General features: G+C 61.1%; 12 protein-coding genes. 5 read left to right on the top strand and 7 right to left on the bottom strand.

Annotated elements, in window-relative coordinates; translation table 11 throughout:
* The first annotated feature begins 80 nt into the window (after nucleotides 1-80).
* Genes hfq through ACR0LW_RS02880 form a run of 3 tightly spaced genes read left to right on the top strand, consistent with a single transcriptional unit; the run spans nucleotide 81 to nucleotide 1,920 of the window.
* On the top strand, nucleotides 81-320 hold the full coding sequence (gene hfq, locus ACR0LW_RS02890) for an RNA chaperone Hfq (protein WP_010440340.1): 240 nt from the start codon (nucleotides 81-83) through the stop codon (nucleotides 318-320).
* Nucleotides 320-1,591: a GTPase HflX gene (hflX, locus tag ACR0LW_RS02885; RefSeq protein ID WP_170621886.1), complete on the top strand. Its 1,272-nt coding sequence runs from the start codon at nucleotides 320-322 to the stop codon at nucleotides 1,589-1,591. The genes hfq and hflX overlap by 1 nt, the downstream gene beginning before the upstream one ends.
* A 20-nt stretch (nucleotides 1,592-1,611) precedes the next feature.
* On the top strand, nucleotides 1,612-1,920 hold the full coding sequence (locus ACR0LW_RS02880; protein ID WP_170621885.1) for a putative quinol monooxygenase: 309 nt from the start codon (nucleotides 1,612-1,614) through the stop codon (nucleotides 1,918-1,920).
* 1 nt (nucleotide 1,921) lies between these two features.
* Here the strand turns inward: ACR0LW_RS02880 and ACR0LW_RS02875 are convergent, their stop codons facing one another.
* From ACR0LW_RS02875 to hemB, 4 genes are all read right to left on the bottom strand, one after another.
* Complete coding sequence (locus ACR0LW_RS02875; protein WP_480881524.1) at nucleotides 1,922-2,317, bottom strand: nuclear transport factor 2 family protein; 396 nt, start codon at nucleotides 2,315-2,317, stop codon at nucleotides 1,922-1,924.
* Between the two features lie 107 nt (nucleotides 2,318-2,424).
* On the bottom strand, nucleotides 2,425-4,887 hold the full coding sequence (locus ACR0LW_RS02870; protein ID WP_480881523.1) for a penicillin acylase family protein: 2,463 nt from the start codon (nucleotides 4,885-4,887) through the stop codon (nucleotides 2,425-2,427).
* Nucleotides 4,888-5,052: 165 nt separating this feature from the next.
* Nucleotides 5,053-5,625, bottom strand: a complete 573-nt coding sequence (locus tag ACR0LW_RS02865; RefSeq protein ID WP_170450268.1) for a YSC84-related protein — start codon at nucleotides 5,623-5,625, stop codon at nucleotides 5,053-5,055.
* A 143-nt stretch (nucleotides 5,626-5,768) separates the two neighbouring features.
* Nucleotides 5,769-6,767, bottom strand: coding sequence for a porphobilinogen synthase (gene hemB, locus ACR0LW_RS02860; protein ID WP_480780653.1), 999 nt, complete (start codon nucleotides 6,765-6,767; stop codon nucleotides 5,769-5,771).
* Nucleotides 6,768-6,886: 119 nt separating this feature from the next.
* On the opposite strand from hemB, the gene ACR0LW_RS02855 reads away from it, so the two are divergent.
* Nucleotides 6,887-7,411, top strand: coding sequence for a component of SufBCD complex (locus tag ACR0LW_RS02855; protein WP_170453021.1), 525 nt, complete (start codon nucleotides 6,887-6,889; stop codon nucleotides 7,409-7,411).
* Between the two features lie 21 nt (nucleotides 7,412-7,432).
* Nucleotides 7,433-10,888, top strand: coding sequence for a transcription-repair coupling factor (gene mfd, locus ACR0LW_RS02850; protein WP_480881522.1), 3,456 nt, complete (start codon nucleotides 7,433-7,435; stop codon nucleotides 10,886-10,888).
* Here the strand turns inward: mfd and ACR0LW_RS02845 are convergent.
* The 3 genes from ACR0LW_RS02845 to ACR0LW_RS02835 form a co-directional block, all read right to left on the bottom strand.
* Nucleotides 10,885-11,562: an SH3 domain-containing protein gene (locus tag ACR0LW_RS02845; protein WP_480881521.1), complete on the bottom strand. Its 678-nt coding sequence runs from the start codon at nucleotides 11,560-11,562 to the stop codon at nucleotides 10,885-10,887. The genes mfd and ACR0LW_RS02845 overlap by 4 nt on opposite strands.
* Nucleotides 11,559-13,223 carry a tetratricopeptide repeat protein gene (locus tag ACR0LW_RS02840; protein WP_480881520.1) on the bottom strand — a complete coding sequence of 555 codons (1,665 nt, stop codon included), beginning with the start codon at nucleotides 13,221-13,223 and terminating at the stop codon, nucleotides 11,559-11,561. The genes ACR0LW_RS02845 and ACR0LW_RS02840 overlap by 4 nt, the downstream gene beginning before the upstream one ends.
* A 61-nt stretch (nucleotides 13,224-13,284) precedes the next feature.
* Complete coding sequence (locus ACR0LW_RS02835) at nucleotides 13,285-14,493, bottom strand: multidrug effflux MFS transporter (protein WP_480881519.1); 1,209 nt, start codon at nucleotides 14,491-14,493, stop codon at nucleotides 13,285-13,287.
* Nucleotides 14,494-14,509: the final 16 nt, after the last annotated feature.

Below are 14,509 nucleotides of genomic sequence, written 5' to 3'. Positions count from 1 at the left end.
GGGCGCAGCACTCCATACTCTGCCAGAGGGAGCGCGTTGGTCCGCAGCGCGTAGCAAGAACAACGGCGAGATAACAAAATATGGCTTCGGACAGACAGAATCTTCAGGACGCGTTCCTGAACAATGTACGGAAAGCAAAGGTCCCGGTCACGATTTTCCTGATCAATGGTGTAAAATTGCAGGGTGTGATCACCTGGTTCGACAATTTCTGCGTGCTGCTGCGCCGCGACGGACAGTCGCAACTGGTCTACAAACACGCGATTTCGACGATCATGCCATCGCAGCCGATCAGCCTGTATGAGGGCGAAGACGCCTCTTGATGGAACATGAACGGAGGCGCACCCGGGCCTGGGTGCTGCATCCTGAAATCAAGTCAGATGAACAGCGCCGTGTCCCCGAACCAGCGCTGGAAGAAGCGGTGGCACTGGCTGCCGCATTGCCCGATCTGGATGTGGTCGGGTCCGAGATCGTGCGCCTGCAACGCGCCCAGCCGGGTCTGCTGTTCGGCAGCGGCAAGATCGAGGAACTGGCCGAACGACTGCATGACGCCGAGGTCGAGCTGGTGCTGATCGATGGTCCGGTGACCCCGGTCCAGCAGCGCAACCTGGAGAAGGCGTGGAAGGTCAAAATCCTCGACCGGACCGGTTTGATTCTGGAGATTTTCAGCGACCGTGCCCGCACCCGCGAAGGTGTGTTGCAGGTCGAAATGGCAGCGCTCAGCTATCAGCGGACGCGGCTGGTGCGGGCCTGGACCCACCTGGAACGTCAGCGCGGCGGGTTGGGCTTTGTCGGTGGTCCGGGTGAAACGCAGATCGAGGCCGACCGACGCGCGATTGATGAACAACTGGTCCGTCTGCGGCGTCAGTTGCAGAAGGTGGTCAAGACGCGCACGCTGCACCGTGCGGCGCGGGCCAAGGTGCCGTATCCGATTGTGGCGCTTGTGGGTTACACCAACGCAGGCAAATCCACGCTGTTCAACCGCTTGACCGGGGCCGAAGTCATGGCCAAGGACATGCTGTTTGCCACGCTGGACCCAACCATGCGCCGCGTTGTTCTGCCTGATGGCCCCGAGGTGATCCTGTCGGACACGGTGGGCTTTATCTCGAACCTGCCCACCGAACTGGTCGCTGCCTTCCGCGCCACGCTGGAAGAGGTGCTGGGCGCCGATCTGATCGTGCATGTGCGCGACATCAGCCATGAGGAATCGCAGGCGCAGGCCGAGGATGTGCAGGCCATTCTGACCTCATTGGGGGTCGATGATGAACGCCCGATGTTGGAGGTCTGGAACAAAACCGACCTGCTGGACCTTGATGAACGCGAGGCGACACTGGCCCGCGCGGACCGGGATCCTGCGATCTTTGCGATCTCGGCCGTGACGGGGGATGGGATTGACCCGCTGCTGGCGGAAATCGCCACGAAACTGCAGGGCGTCCGCCATCAGGTCACTCTGTCCCTTGGGTTTTCCGAGGGCAACAAACGCGCCTGGCTGTTCCGGCAGGATGTGGTCCGATCCGAAGAACAGACCGAGGATGGTTTCGAAATCACCGTACTTTGGACCGACAAACAGGCGGCTCAATACTCTTCGTTATAGTGTGATCAAAAGGTCCAATCATGTCTGACACGCCAGACAAACGCATATTCCTGAACGGGTATCTGGATTTCCCTGCAGATCGGCTGAACGATGTGCGCACGGCATTGCCAGATCATATCGCGCTGACGCGAGCAGAACCCGGCTGCGTGTCTTTCGAGGTTGATGAAGATCAGGACCAGCCGGGTCGGTTCAACGTTTCCGAGGTGTTTGTCGATCAACCGGCGTTTGACGCGCATCAGGCCCGCACGCGCGCGTCCGATTGGTTCAGTGTTACGCAGGGGATCGCCCGGCATTATGTGATTGAAACCGCAGGCGACAGGCGGGGCTAAATCAGCTCCTACCGACCTGCCTTTGATACTCAGCCAGGTCAAACCACCAGGATGAGGATCGCACCTTGTGGTTGGCGTCTAACTCCCATTCCTCCCACCCGCGGGTCACGACCGGGTTGCCGGTTTGCGCGTGGTTGCCCTCCAGCGTCCAGACAAAAAGGGCGTGGGTTCCGGCCCAACGCAGCATGTCGCAGCGCAGATCCAGATCGGGGAGTTCCGCGTACAGATCGCGCGCCATCGCGGCTATTGCCTCGCGGCCCTCTAGCGGCGTGTCGCCGTTGATGGTCATCTGACAGTCCGGCGCAAAATAGCTGGCGACAACATCGGCATCACCGGAACTCCAGGCAATGGCGTAGTCGCGCGCGAGGTTGTTCAGGACATCCCGAATACTGGCCATGATCGCCCCCTTGGTCCCACATAGTCGGTAGGGGGATGGTAGGCGAAACCGGGCAGGGGTGCCACGGTGCCTTGCAGCATAGGGCGGGGACTCGCCGACCGAGCGGATTATCGCGGAATCAGAGTGGTCACACCAACAGCAGCGGCCCGCGCCAGATCGATGTCGAGTGACATGGGGATGTATTCTCCGCGCCGCCACAGTTGGGCCTGATCGTCATAGTAGCGCGACAGGAAATGCCCTGACTGACCGGTGGCTGTGATAAAGACCGAACTGTCGGGGTCAGCGAAGTCATAGACGCCGCGATAGCCCGCGCCGTGGACATTCTGGAACGGATCCGGCCCTTCGCCCGAGGTGCGCCCGCGCAGCAGCGTGTTGTCACCGCCGCTGGTCGATTGCCGGATGTTCACGAAATAGCGCAGGACCGGGACCTGTCCCAGAACCGGATGATCATGCGTCGCCTGATGCGCATCGCCCCAACGCAGCGATTCCAGGGCCGAGCCGTAATTCTCGGAGATCCAGATCAGCGCGTCATCCAGTGCCAGCCGCGCCATGTCGGTGCAGGTTTCCACCGGGGCGCTTTGGCGGACGTCGCACCAGACCGAGGCACCATCGATGTCGCGATAAACCCGTTCGATGAACAAGGGTTCCACATGCTTGAACTCGCTGGCCAGTGGGCCAAGTTCATCCGCGATCAGGCGGATCTGCAACGCGCGTAGCCAGGCGGCATAGATCAGGGGTTCGGGCAGATGCTCGTTCATCTCGCCGTTCCATTCGGCCAGCAGGGATAAGGCGATCTCGCGCTGGCGCACTGGCGTGCCTTCGGGGGCAGACGCACCGGTAAACCACAGATCAGCCCCGATCAGCGGCAGCAGCGACCGGGCGGTGAAGCTGACAGTGTCCAGCTGCGCCTCGATAAAACTGTCGCGGGTGTGGACCTCTCGCGATTGCATCAGGCGTTCCCAGCGGTGAACGCGCTGGGTATCGCCCCATTCGTATGAGACATGGTTGGGAAAGGGGCGGTCGATGACCTTGTTGTTGGTGTTGCCCAGCAGGCCGCCTATGGGGGCCACGAATTCGGGGTTGTTGGCATAAGGCAGGCGACCCTGCCAGCGGTTGGCGTCAATCCAGCCGGGGGTCGGGATGCGGCCTCTGCTCTGGTTTCGCAGTTCGCGTTGCGGCATGGCACCGATCAGCTTCATGCCGATCGTGTCCCCATCGACCAGTGAAAGGTTTTGCGACGGTGCGATAAATTTCTCTCCAACCTCAAGAGCTTCCCGCACGGTGTTCACGTTCATCAAACCCATCGACGCGCTCATCGACGTGTCGTTCGGGCTGAGCGCGGTCCAGGACAGGGAAACCACATGACCGGGTGGCGTGATCGTTTCCAGATCGTAATGGCTGCCGGGCAGAACCGGACCATTCTCGGTCCAGCGCAGGGTCAGGGTAATGGGGGCTTCATCCTTGATCTCGATGATCGAGGGGCGGGTGCGGAATTCCTTGTAGCCGTCTGGGGTCAGGTATTCTTCGGGATTGTCGGGGTTCAACTGCTCGATATGCAGATCCTGGTCGTCCAGATACGAGGATGTCAGGCCCCAACCCAACCGGTCGCTGCGCCCGCTCATGACGGCAGGAATACCTGGGATCGTCGCGCCGATCACGCCGCCATTGGCCAGCCCCAGATGCGCCAGATACCACACACCGGGCGCGGTGAAGCCCAGATGCGGGTCGTTGGCCAAAAGCGTGCCACCGCTGGCAGACCGTGTGGGTGCTGCGGCCCACGCGTTCGACGCGCCAGCAAGCCCGCGTTTGGGGAACGGCGACAGGGGCGTGTCCGGCATATCCGTTCCGGTGGCATAGCGGGGCAGACCGGGGAATAGCTCGGCATATTCCGGCAGGGCGGCGATGCCGGGGCCGGGGACGTCTGGCAGAATGTCAGAAAGGCGCGCGGGGTCGTTCAGCATCAGGGACGTGCGCGCGCGCAGAACCTCATCCTGCAAATGGCCCGACAATTGCAGCCCCATCAGCTTGATCACCGCAAGGCTGTCACCCGGTTGCCAGGGCGACACGGGGGCGTTGAACAGAAACATCTCGGGCGCGCCACGGCCCAAAGCCTCTTCGTTGATCTGTGTCAGGCGGGCGTTGACGCCAGCGGCATAAGCCCGCAGCGCGGCTTTTGTGTAATCGTCCTGCGCGTCAACCGACCGATGGGCCAGACCATAGAGGTCGAGCCGGCGCAACAGCTTATCGATGGGCACCGTCCGAGCGCCAAAAACCTCGGACAGACGACCCTGCGCAGTGCGGCGCATGACGGTCATCTGCCACAGGCGATCCTGTGCATGGGCATAGCCCAGACCGTAGAACACATCCGGGTCGGTTTCGCCAATGATATGCGGGACGTTTGCAGTGTCGCGAATAATTTCAACCGGGGCGATTAAGCCTTGAACCTCAAGGGTTTGATCGTATTCGGGCAGGGACTGGCTGGCTAGAAAATAGACCAGCCCGATCGCGGCAAGCACCAACAGGATCAGACCCGAGGCGATACGCACCAGCCAGCGAAAAACAAGACCCATAAATGCCCCTCAATCCCGTTCGATTATCGTTTGCGCAAAGACTAATGGATGGGGCCAGCAACCGAAAGAGGAACGCGGCAGGAACCTGCCCTGACGTACCGAAAATAAGTGCCCCGCCGCACCGGAATGCGACGGGGCTTGCCAGAGGGGTGTGGTGTTCGAAACTTACGGAATGATCCGGGTGTATTTGGTGCCTTCGACCGTGGCACCGATCTGGAGGCCCGCTTGTCCGAAGACAGCGGCCAGAACCGGTGTGCGTAGCGTGGTTGTGTCGGTCGACAATGAATCGCCCTGATCGCTGACCACGTAGCCAATGTCAGCCCCGGCGGTCCAACCGCTGGAGCGGCGGAAATCGTTCAGTGCGTCCTCGGTCATGAAGAACAAGACGTGGGCGTATTGCTGCGCGCCGATCTGAAGGCCCGCGCTGCCTTTGACGGCCGAGTAATAATCAACCGTAGCACCGTTGATCTGCAACGCGCCGCGCCCGTAGCCGCCACCAAAAACAAATCCGGCTTCGGTGATCAGGGGCATCACCAGCAAGCCATTGGCCTTGTTGGCAATTTCAACCGTGTTTGGATAGCGGCTGTACATCTCGGTCAGCGTTGCGGCGACGCGTGCATCAATCGTGGCTGCGTTCGAATTGCCAACGCCGTTGCCGCATGCGGCGGTCAAGGTCAGCCCAGCCATGCCAAAAGCAAAGCCACGACGGCTCAGTCGGGGGGATTGGGAACTGCTCATATGTCCTGTCTCTTGTAAATGTGCCTGATATGTCGGGTGATCCCGATCTTATGTGCAAGAATACGCCGATTGCCCGTGTATGTCACGGGAAAGCTTTGCGCGCCTGCGTATCAATAGGCGAAATATCGCGACAATCCGGGGTTTTAGCCCTGCAGCATCTCTGCAACCTTGGGGGCGAAATAGGTCAGGATACCGTCGCACCCGGCGCGTTTGAAGGCCAGCAAGCTTTCCAGCATGACCTTGTCGCCATCGATCCAGCCGGTCTGCGCCGCCGCCTGAACCATCGCGTATTCGCCCGACACCTGATAGGCATAGGTCGGCGCGCCAAACGTGTCTTTCACCCGGCGGCAGATGTCCAGGTAGGGCATGCCGGGTTTGATCATCACCATGTCCGCGCCCTCGGTCAGGTCGCGTTCTATCAGGCGCAGGGCTTCGTTCGAGTTCGCGGGGTCCATCTGATAGGTTTTCTTGTCACCAGTCAGCGCGCCCGAGGCTCCAACCGCATCGCGGAACGGACCATAAAAGGCGCTGGCGTATTTGGCGGCGTAGCTGAGGATCATCACGTTATAGTGCCCTGCGCCTTCCAGCGCCGAACGCATCGCCCCGATGCGGCCATCCATCATGTCCGACGGGCCAATGATGTCCGCGCCGGCCTCGGCCTGAGCAAGGGTCATCTTGACCAAGGCTTCAACGGTCCGGTCATTCACGATCTCGCCATCGACCACATAGCCGTCATGGCCGTTGATATTGTAAGGGTCCAGCGCCACGTCGGTCATGATCGCGATCTCTGGCGCAGCCGCCTTGATCGCGCGGATTGCGCGGTTCGACAGGTTATCGGGGTTCCAGGCTTCGGCGCAGTCTTCCGTTTTCAGTGCCGGATCGGTGTAAGGAAAGATGCAAATCGCCGGGATTCCAAGGGCCTGAGCCTCAACCGCTGCCTTGGCAATCAGATCGACCGAGCGGCGCATGACGCCGGGCATCGAAGGCACCGGTTCTTCCACACCTTCGCCGTCGCGCACGAAAACCGGCCAGATCAGATCATCCGTGGTCAGCGTATTCTCACGCACCAGCCCCCGGATGGCCTCGGACTGCCGGGCCCGGCGAAAGCGGGTCATGGGGTAGGGGGCGATGGTCGGTTTCATGGCGCGTGCTCCTTGAACATTGCCGCATTGGGTGGCATGAATTCGCCTAGGGCTCAAGGGTACCAATGGACGCGCCGCTGCGATAGAACCCCCTGAGGATTTTGAATAAAGGGCTGGGTTTGGACTGGTACACCTCGATCTTCGAACTCATCGACATGCGCAGCTTTTCGAATCTGTGGTTCTGGATCGTTCTGGCGGTGATGTGGTCCTCGGCCAGCCATTGGGTGATGGGTGTGCCTTACGATCTGGTCGTGCGGGCGCGACGGATCGGCGGACAGGTCGAGCTTGATCTGCTGGACATAGTGCGGATCAATTCCAACCGTTTGCTGTATCTGGTGGAAGTATCGGGCGCAGTCCTTCTGGCACTGGCCTGTTTTGTATTCACCGGATTGGCAACGCTTGGGTTTTATTACGGGGTCGAGTTTGCGCAGGCCCTGTTTTTGCTGATGTTCCCGATGACCATCGTCACGGTTCTGAATGTCGTCTACGCCCGTCGCTTGCGGCAACATGAACTGACGCTGGAAAGGGTGGCAAAAGCCTTGTCTCGGTGTCGGCTTTATACCCAAATCATCGGCATGATCTCGATACTGGTCACTTCCCTCTGGGGCATGTATCAGAACCTCTCGATCGGCGTTCTGGGATAGCGAAATCTGAAAGGCAAGGCGATGAAGGCTCCGAACCACGTGACAGTCGGCGGCGCCCCGGAAGGGTTTGACGCTCAGCTTGTCCTGAACGAGATCGCGCGTTCGGGTGGGCCAGTCTGTCACGTCGCGCGGGATGACAAACGGATGGAGGCGATGCGCGCCGCATTGGCCTTCTTTGCCCCGGACATGCCGGTCTTTGTGTTCCCCGGCTGGGATTGCCTTCCTTACGACCGGGTGTCGCCCAATGCCGATATCGCCGCGGCGCGAGTGGCGACATTGGCGGCTTTGGTGCACCAGATGCCGGATCGGTTCGTGCTGCTGACCACGCTAAACGCCGCGACCCAGCGGGTGCCGGCGCGCGATGTGCTGCGCGAGGCTGCATTCACCGCCCGTGTGAACCATCGCGTGGATGAGGACGCGCTGCGCAAGTTTCTGGTGCGCATGGGGTTCACCCAAAGCCCCACGGTGATGGAGCCGGGCGACTACGCAATCCGGGGTGGCATCATCGACATTTTCCCGCCGGGTGAATCCGGGCCTGTCCGGCTGGACCTGTTCGGCGATGTGCTGGACGGTGCGCGCCGGTTTGATCCAGTGTCCCAACGCACGACTGAGAAGCTGGAGGTGGTTGAACTCGCACCGGTTTCCGAGGTCATTCTGGACGAGGCTGCAATCACCCGTTTCCGCCAGAATTATCGCATCGAATTTGGCGCTGCCGGAACTGATGATCCGCTGTATGAGGCAGTTAGCGCAGGCCGAAAACACCAAGGCGTCGAACACTGGCTGCCATTTTTCCACGAAAAGCTTGAAACGCTGTTCGATTATCTGCCGGATGCGACAATCACGGTTGATGATCAGGTGACACCGGCACGGCTGGCACGTTGGGATACGATTGCGGATCAGTACGAAACCCGTCGTCTGGCGTTGGAAAACCGCTCGCGCATGGATGCGGTCTACAAGCCTACGCCGCCCGGATTGCTGTATATGGATGACGCGGCGTGGGAACAGGCCGTGGGTGACCGGCGGGTGATGCAGTTCAGCCCGCTGCCGCAGGCCAGCGGTCCCGGAGTGATCGATGCGGGCGGGCGGATCGGGCGCAACTTTGCACCCGAGCGGCAGCAGGAAAGCATTAGTCTGTTCGACGCGCTGGCGGGTCACATCACCGACAAGCTGTCCAAGGGTCCGGTCCTGATCGCCTCGTATTCCGAGGGCGCGCGCGAACGTCTGACCGGGTTGATCGAGGATGAAGGCCTGGCCGAAGCCATCCCCGTCACCGACGGCACCCGTGTCGGCAAGCGTGGGCTGCATCTGGCGGTCTGGGCGCTGGAACACGGGTTCGAAACCCCGGATCTGACGGTGATTGCCGAGCAGGACGTGCTGGGCGACCGCCTGATCCGCCAGCCCAAGAAACGTCGTAAGGCCGAGAACTTCCTAACCGAGACCCAATCGCTGTCGCCCGGTGATCTGGTGGTTCATGTCGATCACGGTATTGGCCGTTACATGGGCATGGAGGTGGTCACAGCCGCAGGGGCCGCTCATGAATGCCTGCTACTGGAATATGCCGAACAGTCCAAGCTGTACCTGCCGGTTGAAAACATCGAACTGCTGTCGAAATACGGCCATGACGAAGGGCTGCTGGACCGTCTGGGCGGCGGCGCTTGGCAGGCCAAGAAGGCCAAGCTGAAAGAGCGCATCCGCGAGATGGCGGACAAGCTGATCCGCATCGCGGCTGAACGCGCCCTGCGCAAGGCTCCGGTGATGGATCCGCCCCCCCACGCGTGGGAGGAGTTCAGCGCGCGGTTTCCCTATCAGGAAACCGACGACCAGCTGCGCGCGGTTTCCGAGGTGATGGAGGACATGCATTCCGGCGCGCCGATGGATCGTCTGATCTGCGGCGACGTGGGGTTCGGCAAGACCGAGGTCGCCATGCGCGCCGCCTTTGTTGCCGCCATGTCGGGCGTGCAGGTGGCGGTGGTCGCGCCGACCACCTTGCTGGCCCGTCAGCACGCCGCCAGCTTCAAGGAGCGGTTCCGGGGCTTCCCGCTGGAGGTGCGGCAATTGTCGCGCTTTGTCTCGGCCAAAGAGGCGCAACAGACCCGCGACGGGTTGGCGCGCGGCACGGTGGATATCGTGATCGGCACCCACGCGTTGCTGGCCAAGGGGGTGCGGTTCCAGAATCTCGGCCTGCTGATCATCGACGAAGAGCAGCATTTCGGGGTCGGCCACAAGGAACGACTGAAGCAACTGCGCTCGGACATTCACGTGCTGACCCTGACCGCCACGCCGATCCCTCGGACCTTGCAATTGAGCCTGACAGGCGTGCGCGATCTGTCGATCATCGGCACTCCGCCTATCGACCGTCTGGCCATCCGCACCTATGTCAGCGAGTTCGACGCGGTCACCATCCGCGAGGCGCTGTTGCGCGAACACTATCGCGGCGGGCAGAGCTTTTACGTCGTTCCCCGCATCTCGGACCTGCCCGAAATCGAAGAGTTCCTCAAAGACCAGCTGCCCGAACTGACTTATGTCGTCGCGCATGGTCAGATGGCGGCAGGTGAACTCGACGACCGGATGAACGCGTATTATGACGGCAAATACGACGTGCTGCTGGCGACGACGATTGTCGAAAGCGGGCTGGATATTCCGACTGCGAACACAATGGTTGTGCACCGGGCAGATATGTTCGGTCTGGCGCAGCTCTATCAGATCCGGGGGCGGGTCGGGCGCTCAAAAACCCGCGCCTATGCTTACCTGACCACCAAGCCGCGCCAGAAACTGACCGCGACGGCCGAAAAACGGCTGCGGGTCTTGGGCTCGCTGGACACGCTGGGGGCAGGGTTCACGCTGGCCAGCCAAGACCTCGACATTCGCGGCGCGGGCAACCTGCTGGGCGAGGAACAATCCGGTCAGATGCGCGACGTGGGCTATGAACTCTACCAATCGATGTTGGAAGAGGCGATTGCCAAGATCAAGGCCGGTGAGATGGAGGGGCTGTCGGATGCCGACGACCAGTGGGCCCCGCAGATCAATCTGGGCGTCCCGGTTCTGATCCCCGAGGAGTACGTGCCCGATCTGGACGTGCGTCTTGGCCTCTATCGACGTCTGTCGTCGCTCTCGACCAAGGTCGAGTTGGAAGGCTTTGCCGCCGAACTGATCGACCGCTTCGGCGCTTTGCCCAAAGAGGTCAATACCCTGATGCTGGTGGTGCGCATCAAGGCGATGTGCAAACGGGCGGGGATTGCCAAGCTGGATGGCGGGCCGAAGGGCGCGACGATCCAGTTTCACAATGACAAGTTTGCCTCGCCTCAGGGGCTGGTCGAGTTCATCCAGAATCAGCGCGGCCTTGCCAAGGTCAAGGACAACAAGATCGTCGTGCGCCGCGACTGGAAGAAGGACAGCGACAAGATCAAGGGCGCTTTTGCCATTGCCCGCGATCTGGCCGAAAAGGTTGTGGCCGAGAAGAAAAAGGCCAAAGCCTAGTCCCCGGTCACAAAGGTGCAAAGCTGCCAGTCGCCCGCGTCCGATTTCACAAACGCGGCGCGGTAGCCCACCATGGACCACAGAAAATCGCTGTGCATATAGCCCAAAGTTCCGTCGGTCAGGCGGACCAGTTGGTACTCGGCCCCGTCCTGATATTCGGGCACCAGAACGACCTCGTGGCTAACGAAATCCAGAATGCCGCCGCTGCGCGCCGCGGACCGGCGCAGGGTAACCCGTTCTCCGGTCACGAAATAGGCCAGAAACGGATCCAGCGATGCAGGCAGAGAGATCTGCCATTGATGCGGCATCCAGAACTCGCCCTGATCGTCGAAATAGCCGGGTTGGGACAAGGTGTCTTCCAGCGCCGCCCAATAGGCTTCGCGCAGCGCGTCGGCTTGGTCACGGGAATCCTCGGCCAGTGTTTCGGGGGATACGGTCAGGCTTTGCCGAAACGCCTCGGGGCCACTTTCGGTGCCGTGGCTGATATAGATGTCCGGACAGGCGGCGGCGATCACAGCCTCGGTGTCGCGGGCGGCGACCTTGGCCAGCAGGTCCTCTCGAAACGCCACAAGTGACGGGTCATTACCCGCCTGATCCACGGGGGTGAAGCTTTGGCGGTCCGCCCAAACCGGCCCACAAATCAGGACGGCCAGCGCAAATTTCAGTGATTTCATTCGGCAGCTCTCATCGCGGCTTGGGCGCAGAAACAGGATGCGCCGACGGCACCGTCGGCCCGCGCCAGCGCAAGGTCAAGCCGTTGTTTGATCTGTTTGATCTCAACCGTCTCGCCACGTGCTTTCAGGCAGTCATGCAGGCCCTTCAGGCTCCAGACATTGTCCGGGTGGATCGAGGCGCGGCTGAGGTCGCCGCCCAGACCCAAATCCTCGCGATAAACCGCTTCGGCCTCGGCTACATGGCCCTGTTCGAACAGCAAGGCCCCAAGGGCGTGGCGCGTGGGCTGCATCCAGCCCCACGGCTCATCGTAGGGCAGGGTGTCGTCCAACTCGACCGAGCGGCGCAGATGGGCGAAGGCGATCTCGAAATTGCCTTTGCGGTACTCAATCTCGCCGCGCAGCATCTCGGTTGCGACCTCCAGCAGATCGATGACGCGGTTGTTGTGCAGCCGCCGCGCCTCGGGCACGCAGGCTTTGGCGCTGAGGAACAGCTGTTCCTCGGCCTCGGCCTGCGCCACATCGCCGGTTGCGGCATGGGCAATCGCGCGGGCGTAATGGGTGGTTGCCGTCAGCGTGCGGAACAGGTCGGGGTCTTCGGGCAGGTCCAGTGCCTTGGCCTCGTCCCAGCGGCCAAAGCGGATCAGGATATGAGGGCCCATCGACATGTAGCTTTCGAAGAAATCCGCCATGGGCGGGCTTTCAACGCGCAGCATTTCTTCGGGCGTGGTGTCCCAAAGCCCCTGATTGGCGCGCAGTGCGGGCTCCATCTGGCCCAGAAACAGCGCGCCATAGATGGTGAAGTGATAGTTGTGCTGGCGATAGCCGGTATAGATGTTGAACGCGCCCTCGCGCTCATAATACTTCAGATCAGCGACCGAGGCCTTTTCGTTCCAGTGCACCACGTTCTGATAGTGGCCGCAAAGCACATCGATATGGGTCGGCATATGCACAAGATGCCCGGCATCGGGGACGAGGGTACGTAGCACGTCGCCTGCTTTCAGCGCTTTTTCTGGGGTCGGCGACATTTCCATCAGGTGAACATAAAGGTGCAGCAGGCCGGGATGAGACATGGCGGCGGGGTCATTCTCCATCGCCCATTCCAGCACCTCTTGCGCCTCAAGCGTGGCGGCCCCGTCGGCGGGTTTCCCGGTGCTCAGGTCCCACATTTTCCAAGGGGTCAGGTTCAGCAGGGATTCGACATAGATTGTGCGCAGGTCCAGATGTCCGGGCTGGGCAGCGAAGGCTGCGCGCATGGCATCGGCAAAGTCGAAATCCCATCGATGCATATCCTCGACCGGGTCCCGTTGCGGATAGCGCGCAGGCAGGGCGTTGATCAGCGCCTTTTCGACATCGGTACATGTGTCCGTCAGCGCCAGCGCCTTCTGCGCGGCGTCATAGGCTATTCCAAGGGCCTTTTGCCGCCCCCTGTCGTCCTGCAATTCCCATGGCAGGTTGTAGTTCGGACCGGCGGCATAAGCGATGCCCCAATGGGCCATGGCGCAGGCCGGGTCATGCTCAACCGCTTTCTGGAAACAGACCACAGCCTCACCGTGGTTATAGCCATAGGTCCAGGCCAGACCCCGGTCGAACCAAAGCTGGGCCTCGGCCGATGATGTGGTGACGGGGCAGGAATAGGTGCCCAAATCATAATCATAGCTCATCAAATAACCTCCCCCGGAATGTCGAGGGCAGGTTAGCGCGAATTATGGCGTCTGCACAGGGTCAGGCGGGCAGGCGGTTTTCGATCCGGCCCATGTGAACCATCAGCCCAAAGGCGATGATGCACATGGTCAGGATGCCCGTTGTCAACGGCGTGATCGAGCCATCGAACAGCAGCCCAACCGGCGCCGCGATCCCAGCGGCCAGCACCGTGGCAACCGATCCGATGACTGATGCGGCCATGCCTGCAATATGTCCCATCGGCTCCATCGCGATAGCGTTGAGATTGCCCAAAGTGACACCGGCCATGAAGAAAATCGTGGTCTGCCACACCACAAACAGCGCGAATGAGGCGTTGGGCGACATTGGCATTGCGCTCAGCGTAATCACCACGGTGGTGATCAGGATCTGGCCCCCCAGCGCCCAAGTCACCATGCGGCGCATCCCAACCCGCACCACGAGAGCCGCGTTCAGTAGACTGGCCGAACCCGAGATCAGGGCCACAAACCCAAACCAGAACGGAAAGCTATCCGCGCGGTCATGCACCACGTCATAGACGGGCTGCACCATGGTCAGCATGGTGAACAGGATGCCCATGCACAGGGTCTGAACCATGATCGACAGGCGCACCGTGGGATGGGCAAACATCTCTTTCGTGGCGGCAACCATCAGTGGCAACCGGAAGGGGCGGCGGTTTTCCACTGGCAGAGACTCGGGCAGGCGGGTGCCCATCCATGTGACTGTAATCAGGGCAAACAGGATGAACGAGACAAAGATGCCGCGCCATCCAAACAGGGCGATCACGCCCGCGCCCATCATCGGGGCGGCTGCGGGCACCAGCGTAAAGATCATCATCGCAATCGAGATGATCCGCGCCATGATGCGCCCGGAATAAAGGTCGCGAATAATCGCCATCGCCACAACGCGCGGACCCGCCGCGCCAAGGCCCTGAACCACACGGGCCGCCAGAACCAGTTCCAGCGAGGAACTGGCCCATGCCACGACCGAAGCCACGATATACAGCACCACGCCGCCGTAGATGACCGGCTTGCGCCCAAAGGCATCCGACAAAGGGCCGGTGAAAAACGTCCCAATCCCCATGCCCAGCACAAAGGATGTCAGGATCAGCTGCGCGCGGTTGATGTCATCGGGGCTGAGCTGCGCGCCGATCTCGGGCAGGGCGGGCAGCATCGAGTCGATTGAAAAGGCGATGGTCGAGAACATCATTGCAATCAGCGCAATGAATTCCCCTCGGGACATGCGATTGGCCATGGGCACTCCTTACCTG

This window comes from Ruegeria sp. N4, from assembly GCF_056531425.1.
The sequence above is the reverse complement of the archived record's forward strand: the minus strand, read 5'-3'. Positions and strand labels throughout refer to the sequence as shown.

Bases quoted from the DNA above. Each gene is read 5' to 3' on its own strand.
- hfq (WP_010440340.1), top strand. From the start codon at position 81: ATGGCTTCGGACAGACAGAATCTTCAGGACGCGTTCCTGAACAATGTA.
- hflX (WP_170621886.1), top strand. From the start codon at position 320: ATGGAACATGAACGGAGGCGCACCCGGGCCTGGGTGCTGCATCCTGAA.
- ACR0LW_RS02880 (WP_170621885.1), top strand. From the start codon at position 1,612: ATGTCTGACACGCCAGACAAACGCATATTCCTGAACGGGTATCTGGAT.
- ACR0LW_RS02875 (WP_480881524.1), bottom strand. From the start codon at position 2,317: ATGGCCAGTATTCGGGATGTCCTGAACAACCTCGCGCGCGACTACGCC.
- ACR0LW_RS02870 (WP_480881523.1), bottom strand. From the start codon at position 4,887: ATGGGTCTTGTTTTTCGCTGGCTGGTGCGTATCGCCTCGGGTCTGATC.
- ACR0LW_RS02865 (WP_170450268.1), bottom strand. From the start codon at position 5,625: ATGAGCAGTTCCCAATCCCCCCGACTGAGCCGTCGTGGCTTTGCTTTT.
- hemB (WP_480780653.1), bottom strand. From the start codon at position 6,767: ATGAAACCGACCATCGCCCCCTACCCCATGACCCGCTTTCGCCGGGCC.
- mfd (WP_480881522.1), top strand. From the start codon at position 7,433: ATGAAGGCTCCGAACCACGTGACAGTCGGCGGCGCCCCGGAAGGGTTT.
- ACR0LW_RS02845 (WP_480881521.1), bottom strand. From the start codon at position 11,562: ATGAAATCACTGAAATTTGCGCTGGCCGTCCTGATTTGTGGGCCGGTT.
- ACR0LW_RS02840 (WP_480881520.1), bottom strand. From the start codon at position 13,223: ATGAGCTATGATTATGATTTGGGCACCTATTCCTGCCCCGTCACCACA.
- ACR0LW_RS02835 (WP_480881519.1), bottom strand. From the start codon at position 14,493: ATGGCCAATCGCATGTCCCGAGGGGAATTCATTGCGCTGATTGCAATG.